The 13,649-nt window shown below is 72.8% G+C and carries 13 protein-coding genes and 1 pseudogene; 9 read left to right on the top strand and 5 right to left on the bottom strand.

Annotation, left to right across the window (positions count from 1 at the left end):
* Positions 1-44: 44 nt before the first annotated feature.
* Complete coding sequence (locus OG871_RS19765; protein WP_371498283.1) at positions 45-1,163, bottom strand: lipid II:glycine glycyltransferase FemX; 1,119 nt, start codon at positions 1,161-1,163, stop codon at positions 45-47.
* 198 nt (positions 1,164-1,361) lie between these two features.
* Positions 1,362-1,658, bottom strand: a complete 297-nt coding sequence (locus OG871_RS19760) for a hypothetical protein (RefSeq protein ID WP_371498282.1) — start codon at positions 1,656-1,658, stop codon at positions 1,362-1,364.
* 318 nt (positions 1,659-1,976) lie between these two features.
* On the opposite strand from OG871_RS19760, the gene rpsF reads away from it, so the two are divergent.
* The 4 genes from rpsF to rplI all read left to right on the top strand — a co-directional run bounded on the left by rpsF (position 1,977) and on the right by rplI (position 3,797).
* Positions 1,977-2,267 carry a 30S ribosomal protein S6 gene (gene rpsF / locus OG871_RS19755; RefSeq protein WP_371498281.1) on the top strand — a complete coding sequence of 97 codons (291 nt, stop codon included), beginning with the start codon at positions 1,977-1,979 and terminating at the stop codon, positions 2,265-2,267.
* Positions 2,268-2,370: 103 nt separating this feature from the next.
* Positions 2,371-2,979, top strand: a complete 609-nt coding sequence (locus OG871_RS19750) for a single-stranded DNA-binding protein (protein ID WP_371498280.1) — start codon at positions 2,371-2,373, stop codon at positions 2,977-2,979.
* A gap of 117 nt (positions 2,980-3,096) precedes the next feature.
* Positions 3,097-3,333 carry a 30S ribosomal protein S18 gene (gene rpsR / locus OG871_RS19745; RefSeq protein WP_033821237.1) on the top strand — a complete coding sequence of 79 codons (237 nt, stop codon included), beginning with the start codon at positions 3,097-3,099 and terminating at the stop codon, positions 3,331-3,333.
* Positions 3,334-3,350: 17 nt separating this feature from the next.
* Positions 3,351-3,797, top strand: coding sequence for a 50S ribosomal protein L9 (rplI, locus tag OG871_RS19740; protein ID WP_371498279.1), 447 nt, complete (start codon positions 3,351-3,353; stop codon positions 3,795-3,797).
* A gap of 78 nt (positions 3,798-3,875) precedes the next feature.
* On the opposite strand, the gene OG871_RS19735 is transcribed toward rplI, so the two are convergent.
* Entirely contained in the window at positions 3,876-5,204 is a 1,329-nt protein-coding gene (locus OG871_RS19735) for an MATE family efflux transporter (protein WP_371498278.1), read from the bottom strand.
* Positions 5,205-5,657: 453 nt separating this feature from the next.
* On the opposite strand from OG871_RS19735, the gene dnaB reads away from it, so the two are divergent.
* Both dnaB and OG871_RS19725 read left to right on the top strand, forming a co-directional pair.
* A complete protein-coding gene (dnaB, locus tag OG871_RS19730; protein ID WP_371498277.1) occupies positions 5,658-7,271 on the top strand; it encodes a replicative DNA helicase in 1,614 nt (537 codons plus the stop codon).
* Between the two features lie 224 nt (positions 7,272-7,495).
* On the top strand, positions 7,496-7,909 hold the full coding sequence (locus OG871_RS19725) for a hypothetical protein (RefSeq protein ID WP_371498276.1): 414 nt from the start codon (positions 7,496-7,498) through the stop codon (positions 7,907-7,909).
* Between the two features lie 109 nt (positions 7,910-8,018).
* On the opposite strand, the gene OG871_RS19720 is transcribed toward OG871_RS19725, so the two are convergent.
* Both OG871_RS19720 and manA read right to left on the bottom strand, forming a co-directional pair.
* Positions 8,019-8,945: an NADP-dependent oxidoreductase gene (locus tag OG871_RS19720; RefSeq protein WP_371498275.1), complete on the bottom strand. Its 927-nt coding sequence runs from the start codon at positions 8,943-8,945 to the stop codon at positions 8,019-8,021.
* Positions 8,946-9,116: 171 nt separating this feature from the next.
* Positions 9,117-10,310 (bottom strand): mannose-6-phosphate isomerase, class I, encoded by a 1,194-nt coding sequence (gene manA / locus OG871_RS19715; protein ID WP_371498274.1) that lies wholly within the window; start codon positions 10,308-10,310, stop codon positions 9,117-9,119.
* Between the two features lie 194 nt (positions 10,311-10,504).
* Between manA and OG871_RS19710 the strand changes: the two genes are divergently transcribed.
* The 3 genes and pseudogenes from OG871_RS19710 (at position 10,505) to OG871_RS19700 (ending at position 13,649) form a co-directional block, all read left to right on the top strand.
* Positions 10,505-11,455 (top strand): MBL fold metallo-hydrolase, encoded by a 951-nt coding sequence (locus tag OG871_RS19710; protein WP_371498273.1) that lies wholly within the window; start codon positions 10,505-10,507, stop codon positions 11,453-11,455.
* A gap of 51 nt (positions 11,456-11,506) precedes the next feature.
* Positions 11,507-12,426, top strand: a pseudogene (locus OG871_RS19705) (NTP transferase domain-containing protein).
* Positions 12,423-13,649 (top strand): molybdopterin molybdotransferase MoeA, encoded by a 1,227-nt coding sequence (locus OG871_RS19700; protein ID WP_371498272.1) that lies wholly within the window; start codon positions 12,423-12,425, stop codon positions 13,647-13,649. Before OG871_RS19705 ends, OG871_RS19700 begins: the two are co-directional and overlap by 4 nt.

Genomic DNA, 13,649 nt, shown 5'->3' with positions numbered 1-13,649 from the left:
CTCTCCCCGGGGTGAGTCGAGTCGACGGGTGGGCCGACGGTGGGTCAGCGGCGCGACATGTAGAGGTCCAGCGCCTTGTGGAGCAGCTTGTTCAAGGGGAAGTCCCACTCGCCGAGGTACTCGGCGGCCTGGCCGCCGGTGCCCAACTTGAACTGGATCAGCCCGAACAGGTGGTCGTTCTCGTCGAGGGTGTCGCTGATGCCCCGGAGGTCGTAGACGCTGCCGCCCAGGGCGTAGGCGTCGCGGATCATCCGCCACTGGATCGCGTTGGACGGCTTGACCTCGCGCTTGTGGTTGGCGGAGGCGCCGTAGGAGTACCAGATGTGCTCGCCGACCGTCAGCATCGTGGTCGCGGCCAGCGGCTCGCCCTCGTGGTAGGCGACGTAGAGCCGCATCCGGTTCGGGTCCTCGGTGGTGAGCGCCTTCCACATCCGCTGGAAGTAGGCCAGTGGACGGGGGGTGAAGCCGTCGCGGTCGGCGGTGACGACGTACAGCTGGTGGAAGACGGCCAGGTCGTCGTAGCCGCCCTGGACCACCTCGACGCCGCTCTTCTCGGCCTTCTTGATGTTGCGCCGCCACAGCTGGTTGAAGCCCCGCTGGACGTCGTCCAGCGAACGGCTGGCCAGCGGCACCTGGAACACGTACCGCGGCTGTACGTCGCCGAAGCCGGCGCCACCGTCCTCGCCCTGCAGCCAGCCGGCCTTGCGCAGCCGGTCGGCGACCTCGAAGGCGCGCGGCTCGTACCAGTCGGGGTCGACGTCGCGCAGCCGCTTGGCCTCCTGGCCGGCGATCGCCTCCTTGATGGTCGGCGCGTCCCAGCGGCGGATCACCACCGGCGGGCCCATCTTCACCGAGAAGGCGCCCTGTGACTTGAGATGGGCCAGCATCGGGTCCAGCCACCGGCCCAGGTCCTGGTCGAACCAGTCGATCATCGGGCCCTCGGGCAGGTAGGCCAGGTACCGCTTGAGCTTGGGCAGTTGGCGGTAGAGCACCAGGCCGGCCCCGACGAGTTCGCCGCCCGGGTCGAACCAGCCCAGGCTCTCGGAGCGCCACTCCGCCTTCACCTCGGCCCAGGACGGCACCTGCATGTGACTGGCGGAGGGCCGGCTCGTGACGAAGGCCAGGTGCTCCTCGCGGGTGATGGTCCTCAGGCGCAGGCTCATTCTCGGGTGCTCCTCCTCGGTGGGCCGATCCAGGGTGACCCTATCGCCCGAATGGTCCGTTTCGGGTGGTGCGGGTCGGACATGACGCCGCCCTCCTCGCGGACCTCTGCACAGGTATCTACGCAAGGAGGGCGGTGAAGGTTACGGCGCAAGCAGGGGCTCACTCCGCGGATCGAAGCTCGCGGAGCGGCGCGCGCCTCACCACAGTCCGCCGTGGGCGATGCCCAGATAGAACCCGATGGCGGACATGCCGAGCGAGATGATCAGCACGAACCGTTCGGCCGTGGTCACCGACACGAACTGGCCCCACAGGGCGACGGCGATCCCGAACAGTCCGGTCCAGGACGTGAGCAGGTGCAGGCTGTAGAACCAGCAGCTGATGAAGGCCACCAGGCCGAGCACGGCGGCGATGCCGACCAGGGTGTTCTCCCGCGGATGCGGGCGGCCGTCGGTGTTGAGGGTGAACGCGGGCATTCGGCGGACAGTCTGTGCCATGAGGACCCACCTCCGTCGGAGGAGGCATGCCCGCTGGAGGGGGCATGCCGTTCTGTCCAGATTGCTGCCGTATGGCGCGGATCACAACCCCTGGGTGCGGTGTCCGGGGAGTTTGGTTGGGCCGTCCGTGGCCAGGTAGGCTGTGCGGTCTGCACTGGTGTAGTTGTGCCCCTCTTATGTCCGCTCGCGGGCGGGGCCCGATTGTCGGACCCCCGCACTACGGTGGGGAGGGTCGGGCACTGCTCCGGTGCCGACGCTGCACAACCCTCCTGCCACGGAGAGACCGTGGCCGTTGAGTCCAAAGGAGGTGGGTTCCACATGCGTCACTACGAGCTGATGGTCATCCTCGACCCGTCGGTCGAGGAGCGCGCTGTCTCCCCCCTGATCGAGAACTTCCTCAACGTCGTCCGCACCGCGGGTGGCAAGGTTGAGAAGGTCGACACCTGGGGCCGGCGCCGTCTGGCTTACGAGATCAACAAGCAGTCCGAGGGCATCTACTCGGTCATCGACCTGAAGGCCACGCCTGAGGTCGTCAAGGAGCTCGACCGTCAGCTGAGCCTGAGCGAGTCGGTTCTGCGGACCAAGGTCCTGCGCCCGGACACCCACTGAGCCACCTCTGACGCCCTCGGGCGCCAGATGGTTCACGTCCGGTGTTTCACGTGAAACACCGGGCGAGCACCGCAGAACTCCGTTCCGAGAGGTCATCACCACCATGGCAGGCGAGACCGTCATCACCCTCGTCGGCAATCTCGTCGACGACCCCGAGCTGCGCTTCACCCCGTCGGGTGCGGCGGTCGCGAAGTTCCGTATCGCGTCCACCCCGCGCACCTTCGACCGTCAGACGAACGAGTGGAAGGACGGCGAGAGCCTCTTCCTCACGTGCAACGTCTGGCGTCAGCCGGCGGAGAACGTGGCCGAGTCGCTGCAGCGCGGCATGCGTGTGATCGTGCAGGGCCGACTGCGCCAGCGGTCTTACGAGACCAAGGAAGGCGAGAAGCGGACGGTCTTCGAGGTCGAGGTCGACGAGGTCGGCCCGAGCCTGCGCTCGGCGACCGCCAAGGTCACCCGCGCCAACCGCTCCGGCGGTCCTGGTGGCGGCCAGGGCGGCTCCGGTGGCGGCTTCGGCGGCCAGCAGGGCGGCGGCGGGTACGGCGGCGGCAACCAGGGTGGCGGTGGCTGGGGTGGAAACTCCGGCGGCGGCCAGTCCGGTCCGTCCGACGACCCGTGGGCGTCCAGCGCCCCCTCTGGTGGAAACCAGGGCGGCGGCGGTGGCTGGGGAGCCCCGTCCGGTGGCGGCTTCTCGGAAGAGCCCCCGTTCTAAGCGGTACTGAAGCGGTGCGCGCCGGGCCTCTCGTGGGCCCAGGCATGCTGAGAGATTTCGTGCGGTCCGCCGGTGTTTTTGCAGGCACCCGGACCGTCAACCCAAATGGAGCACATGATGGCGAAGCCGCCTGCTCGCAAGCCGAAGAAGAAGGTTTGCGTCTTCTGCAAGGACAAGGTCACGTACGTCGACTACAAGGACACCAACCTGCTTCGGAAGTTCATTTCCGACCGCGGGAAGATCCGTGCCCGTCGAGTGACCGGCAACTGCACCCAGCACCAGCGTGACGTCGCCACGGCCGTGAAGAACAGCCGCGAGATGGCACTGCTGCCCTACACCTCCACCACGCGCTAAGAGAGGGTGACCGAAGAATGAAGATCATCCTCACTCACGAGGTCCCTGGCCTCGGCAGCGCCGGCGAGGTCGTTGAGGTCAAGGACGGCTACGCCCGTAACTTCCTGGTCCCGCGTGGCTTCGCCATCCGCTGGACCAAGGGCGGCCAGAAGGACGTCGACGCGATCCGTCGCGCTCGCAAGATCCACTCGATCCAGACCCTTGAGGCCGCCAACGAGGTCAAGGCCAAGCTCGAGGGCCTGCAGATCAAGCTGGCCGTCCGCTCGGGCGACGCCGGCCGTCTGTTCGGTTCGGTGACCCAGGCCGACGTCGTCGACGCCATCAAGGCCGCCGACGGCCCGGCCGTGGACAAGCGCGCCGTCGCGATCGGCTCGCCGATCAAGACCGTGGGCACCCACAAGGTCTCGGTCAAGCTGCACGCCGACGTCCAGGCCAACCTCGACGTCAACGTCGTGGCTGCCTGATCGCGTAGTCCGCAGTAGCCCGAGGGCCGGGCTCCTCCTCGGAGGAGCCCGGCCCTCGGCGTCTTCCGACAGGCGGCCTCAGGCCCGGACCGCCCCGGTCACCAGCCAGCCGCCGCCGCGCACCCGCAGCACCAGGAAGGCCGCGCGCAGCAGCATGAACAGGTTCATCGCCCACCACAGCGCGACCAGCCCGCCGCCGAGGGCCGGCACCGCCAGCGCCACCGGGGTGAAGACCGCCAGGGTGGCCAGCATCGCCCCGGCCAGGTAGCCGCCGTCGCCCGCGCCCATCAGCACCCCGTCCAGCACGAACACCACCCCGCCCACCGGCTGGGTCAGCGCCGCCAGCAGCAGCACGGCGGTGAGCGGGCCCCGGACCGCCGGATCGGCGCTGAACAGCGGTACGTACAGCGGCGCCGTCAGCACCATCAGCAGCCCCAGCAGCACTCCCGAGCCGATGCCCCACTCGACCATCCGCCGGGTGGCCGCCCTGGTGCCGGGGATGTCGCCGGCCCCGAGGTAGCGGCCGATGATGGCCTGGCCCGCGATGGCGATCGCGTCCAGCGCGAAGGCGACGAAGGTCCACACCGTCATGGCGATCTGGTGCGCGGCCACCTCGGCGTCCCCCAGGGTGGCGGCGACCGCGGTGGCGATCAGCAGCACGCCGCGCAGGCTCACCGTCCGGACCACGAGCGGGCCTCCGGCGCGGGCGCAGGCCCGGATGCCGACCGGGTCGGGACGCAGACCCGCGCCCTCGCGCCGGGCTCCGCGCACCACCACGAGGAGGTAGGCGGCCGCCATCGCGTTCTGCGCCAGTACCGTCCCCCAGGCGGAACCGGCCACGCCCAGGCCGGCGCCGTACACCAGGCCCAGGTTGAGGAGGATGTTGGCGGTGAAGCCGCCGACCGCGACCAGGAGCGGGGTCCGGGTGTCCTGCAGGCCGCGCAGCACCCCGGTGGCCGCCAGCACCATCAGCATGGCGGGGATGCCCAGCGCGCTGATCCGCAGGTAGGTGACCGCGTACGGGGCCGCGGTCGGCGAGGCGCCCAGGAGGGAGGCCGCCTGCGGGGCCAGCGCCAGGGTGAGGGCCACCATGCCGAGCGAGAGCAGCAGGGCGAGCCAGATGCCGTCGACGCCCTGCTGGACGGCGGCCCGGCGGTCGCCCGCGCCGATCCGGCGGGCGACCGCCGCGGTGGTGGCGTAGGCGAGGAAGACGAACACCCCGGTCGCGGTGGTCAGGGCGGCGGAGGCCACGCCCAGGCCGGCCAGCTGGGCGGTGCCGAGGTGGCCGACGATCGCCGAGTCGGCGAGCAGGAAGAGCGGCTCGGCGACCAGCGCGCCGAAGGCCGGCACCGCGAGGCCGAGGATCTCGCGGTCGTGCCGTCGGCGGTGAGGGGCGAGGGTGGTCATGGCGGTTAGCCTACTCATCCACAGGTAAGAGATGAAACTGCTATTGGACACTTACGCACAGTCGTGGTCGAGGGGCTGTGGACGACGGTGAAGCACAGCTTGACGAGCTGTGTGAAGAATTTCTCATGCACAGCCCTCAAAAGGGGTCACCGCAGGTCAGCGGGTTGACACCGGGGCGATCGTGTGGTTATCCACAGAGGTGTCCACAGGGTTGTTCACAGGTTTGGGTCGGTTCTCCACAGGCGGGGCCTCGTTATCCACACAGCCTGTGGATAACCATGTTGGCCGATCGGCCCCCGGCCCCGTAGCGTGGACGCCGCCCCGACTCCACCCGCCCCGGCGCCACCGCCCGGCCCGGCGCGGAATTGTCGGCCCGCTGGCGTAAGAAGGAGAGGACGCGCCATCGGCACGGCCGCACCAACTGGCTCCACACTCGCTGATCGGGGAAGACGCGTGACCGGCCCCCAGTACGACGACCACGACGTACCTCCCCCGCCGGAGGACGACTGGCAGCCGTCCGACGACGCCTTCCCCAGCAGCCCGTTCCCGGACGGGCCGGGCGACCGCCTGCCCGTCTCCCGTCGCCGTGACGGCGGTGGCAGCGGGGGGCCCGGCGGCGGCTCCGGCAACGGTTCCAAGGGCGGCTTCCAGGGCGGCAAGGGCGGCGGCAAGGGCGACCGCCGCGGCCGCGACGACGGCGATCGCGCGGAGGAGCGCTCCTCCGGCGGCGGCGAGGGCTTCGAGCGGGTCCCCCCACAGGACCTCGCGGCCGAGCAGTCCGTCCTCGGCGGCATGCTGCTCTCCAAGGACGCCATCGCCGACGTGGTGGAGGTGCTCAAGCCCGCCGACTACTACCGCCCCGCCCACGAGCTCATCCACGGCGCGATCCTCGACCTCTACGCCCGCGGCGAGCCGGCCGACCCGATCACCGTCGCCGGCGAGCTCACCAAGCGCGGCGAACTGGCCCGCGTCGGCGGCCCCGGCTACCTGCACACGCTGGTCAACTCCGTCCCCACCGCGGCCAACGCCGAGTACTACGCCGAGATCGTCCACGAGCGCGCCGTCCTGCGACGCCTGGTCGAGGCCGGCACCCGGATCGCGGGCATGGGGTACGCGGCCGAGGGAGACGTCGACGAGATCGTGAACGCGGCCCAGGCCGAGATCTACGCCGTCACCGAGCAGCGCACCAGCGAGGACTACGCCCCGCTCGCCGACATCATGGAGGGCGCGCTCGACGAGATCGAGGCGATCGGTTCCCGCGCCGGCCAGATGTCCGGCGTCCCGACCGGCTTCGCCGACCTCGACTCGCTGACCAACGGGCTGCACCCGGGGCAGATGATCGTGATCGCCGCTCGACCCGCGATGGGAAAGTCCACCCTGGCGCTGGACTTCGCCCGGGCCTGCTCGATCCACAACAACCTGCCGAGCGTGATCTTCTCGCTCGAAATGGGGCGCAACGAGATCGCGATGCGCCTGCTCTCGGCGGAGGCCCGGGTCGCCCTGCACCACATGCGGTCCGGCAACATGACGGACGAGGACTGGACGCGGGTCGCACGGCGGATGCCGGACGTCACCAACGCCCCGCTGTACATCGACGATTCGCCGAACCTCTCGATGATGGAGATCCGGGCCAAGTGCCGTCGGCTGAAGCAGCGCCAGGACCTCAAGCTGGTGGTCATCGACTACCTCCAGCTGATGCAGGCGGGCGGCTCGCGGCGGGCCGAGAGCCGCCAGCAGGAGGTCTCCGACATGTCGCGAAACCTGAAGCTGCTGGCCAAGGAGTTGGAGCTCCCGGTCATCGCGCTGTCCCAGCTGAACCGTGGCCCGGAGCAGCGGACGGACAAGAAGCCGATGGTCTCCGACCTGCGTGAGTCGGGCTCGATCGAGCAGGACGCCGACATGGTGATCCTGCTGCACCGCGAGGACGCGTACGAGAAGGAGTCACCCCGGGCCGGTGAGGCGGACCTGATCGTGGCCAAGCACCGTAACGGTCCGACAGCGACCATCACGGTGGCCTTCCAGGGTCACTACTCGCGCTTCGTCGACATGACGCGGGACGTGACCTGACCTGACCTGACCTGACCTGCGTAGGGTCTCGCATTTCGGGGCGAAATCTCCGGCCCTGGGGGTGGGGGCACGGTGGATCGGCGCCTCGGGGTTGGGCGCATGAACGGCGAGCGGGGGCCAGGTCCACCCGGTGACGCTTGAAGGGGCTCCGGGCGAAGTGGGCCGACCCTGGCCCGGCCCTGCTGACCTGTCGGCCCTGCGGAGCTTCCTGGCATCATCCCGGCGTGATCCCAGCTCTTCCCCGCCGCGTCCGAGCCGTCGACACCGACCGGCTCCTTGAGCCGGAACAGGAAGCCGCCACATGTGGCTTCAGCCAGCGGCTCCCGGTCGACTGGCTGCAAGAGCACCTCGCCGCAGAGGCGACGCACTACCTGTTCCCCACACTCGTGCACCGGCTCGGTCACCGTCCCGAAGTGGCGCCGCAGTGGAGGTGCCGGCTGCTGCTGACCGTCAGGACCGGCGAACAGGTCCCGGGTCTGCTCGACGTCCTTCCCGACACCTTGGACAAGGTCCCGGAGACCTTGGACGCGATGTCCGAGAAGGACATCGTCAGCCGCATGGAGCACGCCGTGACCCAGCGGGAGTGGGCCGAGCGGATGGTGGCAGAAGGCGTCCACAAAGAAGTGCCACGGAACTGAGACACGGGCGCGCCGACCCGGGGGTGCGTCAGCACCCTTTCCCGGCAGCGCCGTCGGCGACCGGTCGGCGCCGGGCGCTCCCGGTGCCCGGCGCCGCCGGGGTGGGGGTTCAGACCGTCAGGACGACTGCCCCGCGGACGCCGGCCCGGTCGAGGTGGGCGTGCGCGTCGGCGACCCGGTCGAGGGGGTAGGCGGCGGCGATCCGGGTGGCGAGGCGGCCGTCCTCGGCGAGCTTGGTGACTTCGCCGAGCTGGCGGCCGTCCGGGCGGACGTTGACCACCACGATCCGGATGCCGCGCTCGCTCTCGGGGGCGGCCGGGGGGCGGACGGCGAGGAAGGTGCCCTCGGCGCGGACGGCGGGCAGCAGGGCCGCGCCGGTCAGGGCGGTGTCGAGGACGGCGTCGACGCCTGCGGGGACGAGGGCGCGGACCGCGGCGACGGCGTCCTCCCCGGCTTCGACGAACTCCGCGCCGAGGGCGGTGAGCGGGTCGCGGTCGGTGGCCCGGGCGACGGCGATGACCCGCAGGCCGCGGTAGCGGGCGAGCTGGGCGGCGAAGTGGCCGAGGTTGCCGGCGGCGCCGGTGACCAGCAGGGTCTGGCCCTCCCGCAGATCGGCGGCGTCCAGGGCCTGCAGGGCGGTGAGGCCGTTCAGCGGGAGGGTCGCGGCCTCGGCGGCGGTCAGCCCGGCGGGGGCGGGGGCGACGGCGTCGGCGGGCAGGACCGCGTAGTCGCCGTGGGTGCCGTTGCGGGTGGCGAACCAGTGGGTGAGGCCGATCACCGGGTCGCCGGTCCGCAGGTCCTCGACGCCTTCGCCGACGGCGTCGACGATGCCGGCGGTGTCCCAGCCGAGGCGGAACGAGGGCTGCTCGGGGAGGAGGGCCGCGAGGAAGCCGGCCCGGACCGCGACATCGGCCGGGTGGACGGCGAGGGCCTGGTTGCGGATCCGGACCTGGCCGGGGCCGGGCGCGGGCAGGTCGATCTCCGCGATCTCTGCGGTCTCCGGTCCGCCGAACGTCTTGACGAGGACTGCGCGCATGGCGGCGCTCCTTCTCCCTGGGTGGTTCCTGGTGACGTTCTCGAGGCTGTCACCGGTGTGCGGGGTTGAGGAGAGGAGCGTTCTGCCTGGGATCGGCGGTCCTGGGCTGGGCCGGCCGGCAGGTGCCAGGGCCGGCCGCGTTCGGTCGAGGGCGGCGGGCCCGGCGGGCGGTCAGAGGGTGACGGTGGCGCGGAAGACCTCGGCGCCCGGTCCGTCCAGGATGGTGCCGGTGCCGGTGGCGGGCAGGAAGGCGGACTGCCCGCGGGTGAGGGTGAGGGTGGCGCCGTCGGCCCGGCCGAGGCGGGCGGTGCCCTCGGTGCACAGCAGGATCTGCGGGGCGCGCCCGTCGAGCCGCCGGGTCTCGGGCCCGAGGGTGAACCGGGAGAGCCGGAACTCGTCGATCGGCACCGGGTAGTGGCGTTCGCCGTCCGCTCCGGGGGCGGGCCGCAGGATCTGCGGCTGCTCCGCGCGGAAGTCGACCACGCGCAGCAGTTGCGGGACGTCCACGTGCTTGGGGGTGAGTCCGCAGCGCAGCACGTTGTCGGAGTTGGCCATCAGCTCGATGCCGGTGCCGCGCAGGTACGCGTGCGGGACGCCGGCGCCCAGATAGAGGGCCTCGCCGGGCGCGAGCACGATGTGGTTGAGCATCAGGGCGGTGATCAGGCCGGTGTCGCCGGGGTGGCTGTGCCCGGCGAACGCGTAGCCGGCGAGCATGCCGGTGGGGTCGCCCGGGGCGGCGGCCTCGATGGCGGCGGCGACCTCGGCGACGAGCGGCCGGGCGGTCGGGCCGGGCATCGACAGGATGGTGGCCAGGACGCTGCTGAGGGCCTCGGGTTCGGGCTTGGTCCGCAGCAGCTGGATCAGCGGGTCGAGGTCCGGGACGCCGAGGGAGGCCATCAGGTCGGCGGTGTCGGCGGGCCGGCGGAAGCCGCAGAGCCCTTCGAACTCGCTGAGGGCGCAGATGAGTTCGGGCTTGTGGTTGGCGTCCTTGTAGTTGCGTTCGGCCGCGTCGAGGGGGATGCGGCGCCGTTCCTCGTCGGCGTAGCCGGCGCGGGCCTGTGCGAGGGTGGGGTGGGCCTGGATGGAGAGCGGGGTACCGGCGGCCAGGACCTTGAGCAGGAACGGCAGGGTCGCGCCGAACTTCGCGGTGGTGGCGGCGCCGAGTTCGCGGTCCGGGTCGGCGGAGATCAGTTCGGCCAGTGTCCGGGGGCCGTCGCCGCGGTCGACCAGTGAGGGCGAGCCGGGGTGGGCGCCCATCCAGAGCTCGGCCTGCGGCTCGCCGGTGGGCTCCTGCCCGAGCAGCTCGGGGATGGCGGTGGCAGAGCCCCAGGCATAGGGGCGGACGGTGTTGCGGAGCCTGTCCATGGCGCTGTCCTTGATCCGTTCCCTACCTGGTCGGCCGGTGAGGCTCAGACTCTAGCCGAGTGACGTGAGCGGGCCGCGGGCGAGCGGTGCGGGGCCACCCGCCCGGGCGCGCCTACCCGGCATTCCCGGGCGCTTCCTTCCAAGCTGGTAGCGCACGGGGCCGGTGGGCCCGCCGCGCGGACCAGGGAGCTGAAGTGACGCCGTCGCCGCCCGACGAGACCGCCGGACCGGACCGGGCGGAGCAGGGCCGGCCGCCGGTCAGGCCGCTGGAGGTCGAGGTCTTCACCGGTCCGGAGACGGCCTTCTTCGCCACCTCCAGCCTGATCATGGGGGAGCGCACGGCGATCCTGGTGGACGCCCAGCTGACCCGCAGCGCGGGCCGGGAGCTGGCGGAGTGGGTGGCGGGCAAGGACCGCCAGCTGCTGGCGATCGTGGTCACGCACCAGCACCCGGACCACTACTTCGGTGCGGAGGAGGTGCTGCGGCTCTTCCCGGCGGCGCAGCTGCTGGCCGCCCCGTCGGTGGTGGCGGGGATCGCGCACACGGCGGCGGCCAAGGTGGCGCAGTGGAAGCCGGTCTACGGGGCGGACATCCCGGACCAGCCCCTGATGCCGGCCCCGCTGCTGCCGCAGCCGCTGATGATCGACCGCCAGCTGATCCGGGTACTGCAGCTGGGGCAGGGCGACAGCGCCGACTCGACGGTCGTGCACATCCCGAGCATCGCGACCGTGCTGGCCGGCGACTTCGTCTACAACGGCACCCATGTGTGGACCGCGGACACCGACCTGGGGCAGCGGATGGAGTGGGCGAACAACCTGGGCCGGATCGCGGAGCTCGGGGCCCGCCGGGTGGTCGCCGGGCACCGCGCGCCGGGGGAGGACGACGACGCACGGCGGGTGCTGGAGTTCACCGGGGAGTACCTGCGGCACTTCGACCGGGCTCTGGCCGCGCATCCGCACGACCCGGAGGCGCTGGCCGCCGCGGTCAACGAGCGGTACGGCGCGCTGACGCTGCCCGCGATCCTGGAGCTGGGCGCGGCCGCGGCGACCGCGCCGCGCACCGCGGAACTGCGCCGGGTGGAGCCGCACGAGCGTGAGGACGGGCAGGGCGACATCATCGACGCGGAGATCGTCGAGGATCCGTGACCGGCTCCGCCGGGTCTGTCGGGGCGGCGGCGCCCGTCCGATACTGGGGGGATGACGGCGTACGACGCGGTGGTGCTGGCGGGGGGTGCGGCGGCCCGGCTCGGTGGGGCGGACAAGCCGGGGCTGGTGGTCGGCGGGCGGACGCTGCTGGAGCGGGTGCTGGCGGCCTGCGCCGGCGCCGGTACGACGGTGGTGGTCGGGCCGGCCAGGCCGACCGGGCGCGGGGACGTGTGCTGGGCGCGGGAGGATCCGCCGGGCGGCGGGCCGGTCGCGGCCCTCGCCGCGGGGCTGGCGGCGGTCACCGCGGAGCGCACCGTGCTGCTCGCCGCCGATCTGCCGTTCCTGGACGGCCGCACCCTGGACCGGCTGCTCGCCGCGCTCGACGACCCGGGCCGGGACGCCGCGGTGCTCGTGGACGCGGACGGCCGGGACCAGCCGCTCACCGGTGCGTACCGGACGGCGGCGCTGCGCGCGGCCCTCGCGCGGCTGGGCGACCCGGCGGGCCGGCCGCTGCGCCGTCTGCTGGCGCCGCTGCGCATCGTCCGGCTGGCGGATCCCGGTGGGGCGGCCCTGGACTGCGACACCTGGGAGGAGCTGGCGCTGGCCCGGCGGCGGGCCGCCCTCACGGCGGACGGAGCGGGCGGGTGAGCGGATCGACCCGTGATGCTCACCGCCCGCGGCTCCGCGGTGGTGGCGGGATCGGGCAGCATGGGGCTATGGAGCGCACGCTGGATGACTGGATGGCCCTGGTCGGCACCGAGCTGGGCATCGACCTGGCGGTCGACGTGCCGGAGCTGCTGGACCTGGCCCGGGTGGTCGCGCACGGGGTGGCCCGCCCGGCGGCCCCGCTGACGGCCTTCCTGGTGGGCTACGCGGCGGCGCAGCAGGGCGGTGGTCCGCAGGCGGTGGCGGCGGCGGGTGCCCGGGTGGCCGCGCTGGCCGAGCGCTGGGCGGCGGAGGAGCAGCCGTGACGGCGGTACGGGAGTCGGGGCAGCCGGGCCGGGGCGCGCCGGCGGCCGGCGGGGAGGCCGGGGCGCCGCCGCTGCGGGACTGCCCGTGGCCGAGGGCCCGCCGGGCGGCCCGGTCGGCGGGCGGGCGGCCGTCGCCGGTGCGGACGGTCGAGCTGGCGGCGGCGCTCGGACACACGCTGGCGGGGCCGCTGGCCGCGCTGACCGATCTGCCGGCCTTCGACACCTCGGCGATGGACGGGTGGGCGGTGGCCGGGCCGGGTCCGTGGCGGGAGGCGGGCCGGGTGCTCGCCGGGCAGAGTGCGGCGCCGTTGGCGGACGGGACGGCGGTGGAGATCGCGACCGGTGCGCTGTTGCCGCCGGGGGCGACCGGGGTGCTGCGGCGCGAGCACGGCCGGGTGGAGCGGGGTCTGCTGCGCGGTGCGGCGCTCGTGCCGGGCCAGGACGTACGGCCGCGGGGTCAGGAGTGCCGCCGCGGTGAGGAGCTGCTGCCGGCCGGGACGGTGGTCACGCCGGCGGTGCTGGGGCTGGCCGCGGCGGCGGGTCACGACCGGCTCGCCGTGCACCACCGGCCGACCGTCGAGCTGCTGGTGCTGGGTGACGAGCTGCTGGATTCGGGGCTGCCCGGTCCGGGTCTGGTGCGGGACGCGCTCGGGCCGTTGCTGCCGCCGTGGCTGGCGGCGGCGGGGGCGGAGCTGATCGCGAGGCGCCATGTGCGGGACGACTTCGGGCTGCTGCGGGACGCGGTGCGGCGGTCGCCCGCGGATCTGGTGGTGACCACGGGCGGTACGGCGGCCGGGCCGGTGGATTTCCTGCACGCGGCGCTGGCCGACGCGGGTGCGCGGTTGCTGGTGGACGGGGTTGCGGTGCGGCCCGGGCATCCGATGCTGCTCGCGGAGCTGCCGGGCGGCCGGCACCTGGTGGGTCTGCCGGGCAATCCGCTGGCCGCGGTGGCGGGTGCGCTGACGCTGGCGCTGCCGTTGCTGGACGCGTTGAGCGGCCGGCCGGTGCCGGGTCACCGGATCGAGCGGGCCGCGGTCGCGCTGCCGGGGCACCCGGTGGACACCCGGCTGCTGCCGGTGGTCGGGACCGAGGGCGGTGTGGTGCCGCTGGCCTTCGACGGTCCGGCGATGCTGCGCGGTCTGGCGCTGGCCGAGGCGCTGGCGGTGGTGGTGCCGGGTGGGGTGCCGGAGGGTGGCCGGGTGGAGCTGCTCGACGTGCCGTGA

This window comes from Kitasatospora sp. NBC_00374 (assembly GCF_041434935.1).
Classification (GTDB): domain Bacteria; phylum Actinomycetota; class Actinomycetes; order Streptomycetales; family Streptomycetaceae; genus Kitasatospora.
This window is presented reverse-complemented; position numbering and strand designations above follow the sequence as displayed.

Excerpts from the sequence above, each read along its gene's own strand:
- manA (WP_371498274.1), bottom strand. The coding sequence starts at position 10,310 with ATGGACAGGCTCCGCAACACCGTCCGCCCCTATGCCTGGGGCTCTGCC.
- OG871_RS19750 (WP_371498280.1), top strand. The coding sequence starts at position 2,371 with ATGGCAGGCGAGACCGTCATCACCCTCGTCGGCAATCTCGTCGACGAC.
- OG871_RS19735 (WP_371498278.1), bottom strand. The coding sequence starts at position 5,204 with ATGACCACCCTCGCCCCTCACCGCCGACGGCACGACCGCGAGATCCTC.
- rplI (WP_371498279.1), top strand. The coding sequence starts at position 3,351 with ATGAAGATCATCCTCACTCACGAGGTCCCTGGCCTCGGCAGCGCCGGC.
- rpsF (WP_371498281.1), top strand. The coding sequence starts at position 1,977 with ATGCGTCACTACGAGCTGATGGTCATCCTCGACCCGTCGGTCGAGGAG.
- rpsR (WP_033821237.1), top strand. The coding sequence starts at position 3,097 with ATGGCGAAGCCGCCTGCTCGCAAGCCGAAGAAGAAGGTTTGCGTCTTC.
- OG871_RS19765 (WP_371498283.1), bottom strand. The coding sequence starts at position 1,163 with ATGAGCCTGCGCCTGAGGACCATCACCCGCGAGGAGCACCTGGCCTTC.
- OG871_RS19720 (WP_371498275.1), bottom strand. The coding sequence starts at position 8,945 with ATGCGCGCAGTCCTCGTCAAGACGTTCGGCGGACCGGAGACCGCAGAG.
- OG871_RS19760 (WP_371498282.1), bottom strand. The coding sequence starts at position 1,658 with ATGGCACAGACTGTCCGCCGAATGCCCGCGTTCACCCTCAACACCGAC.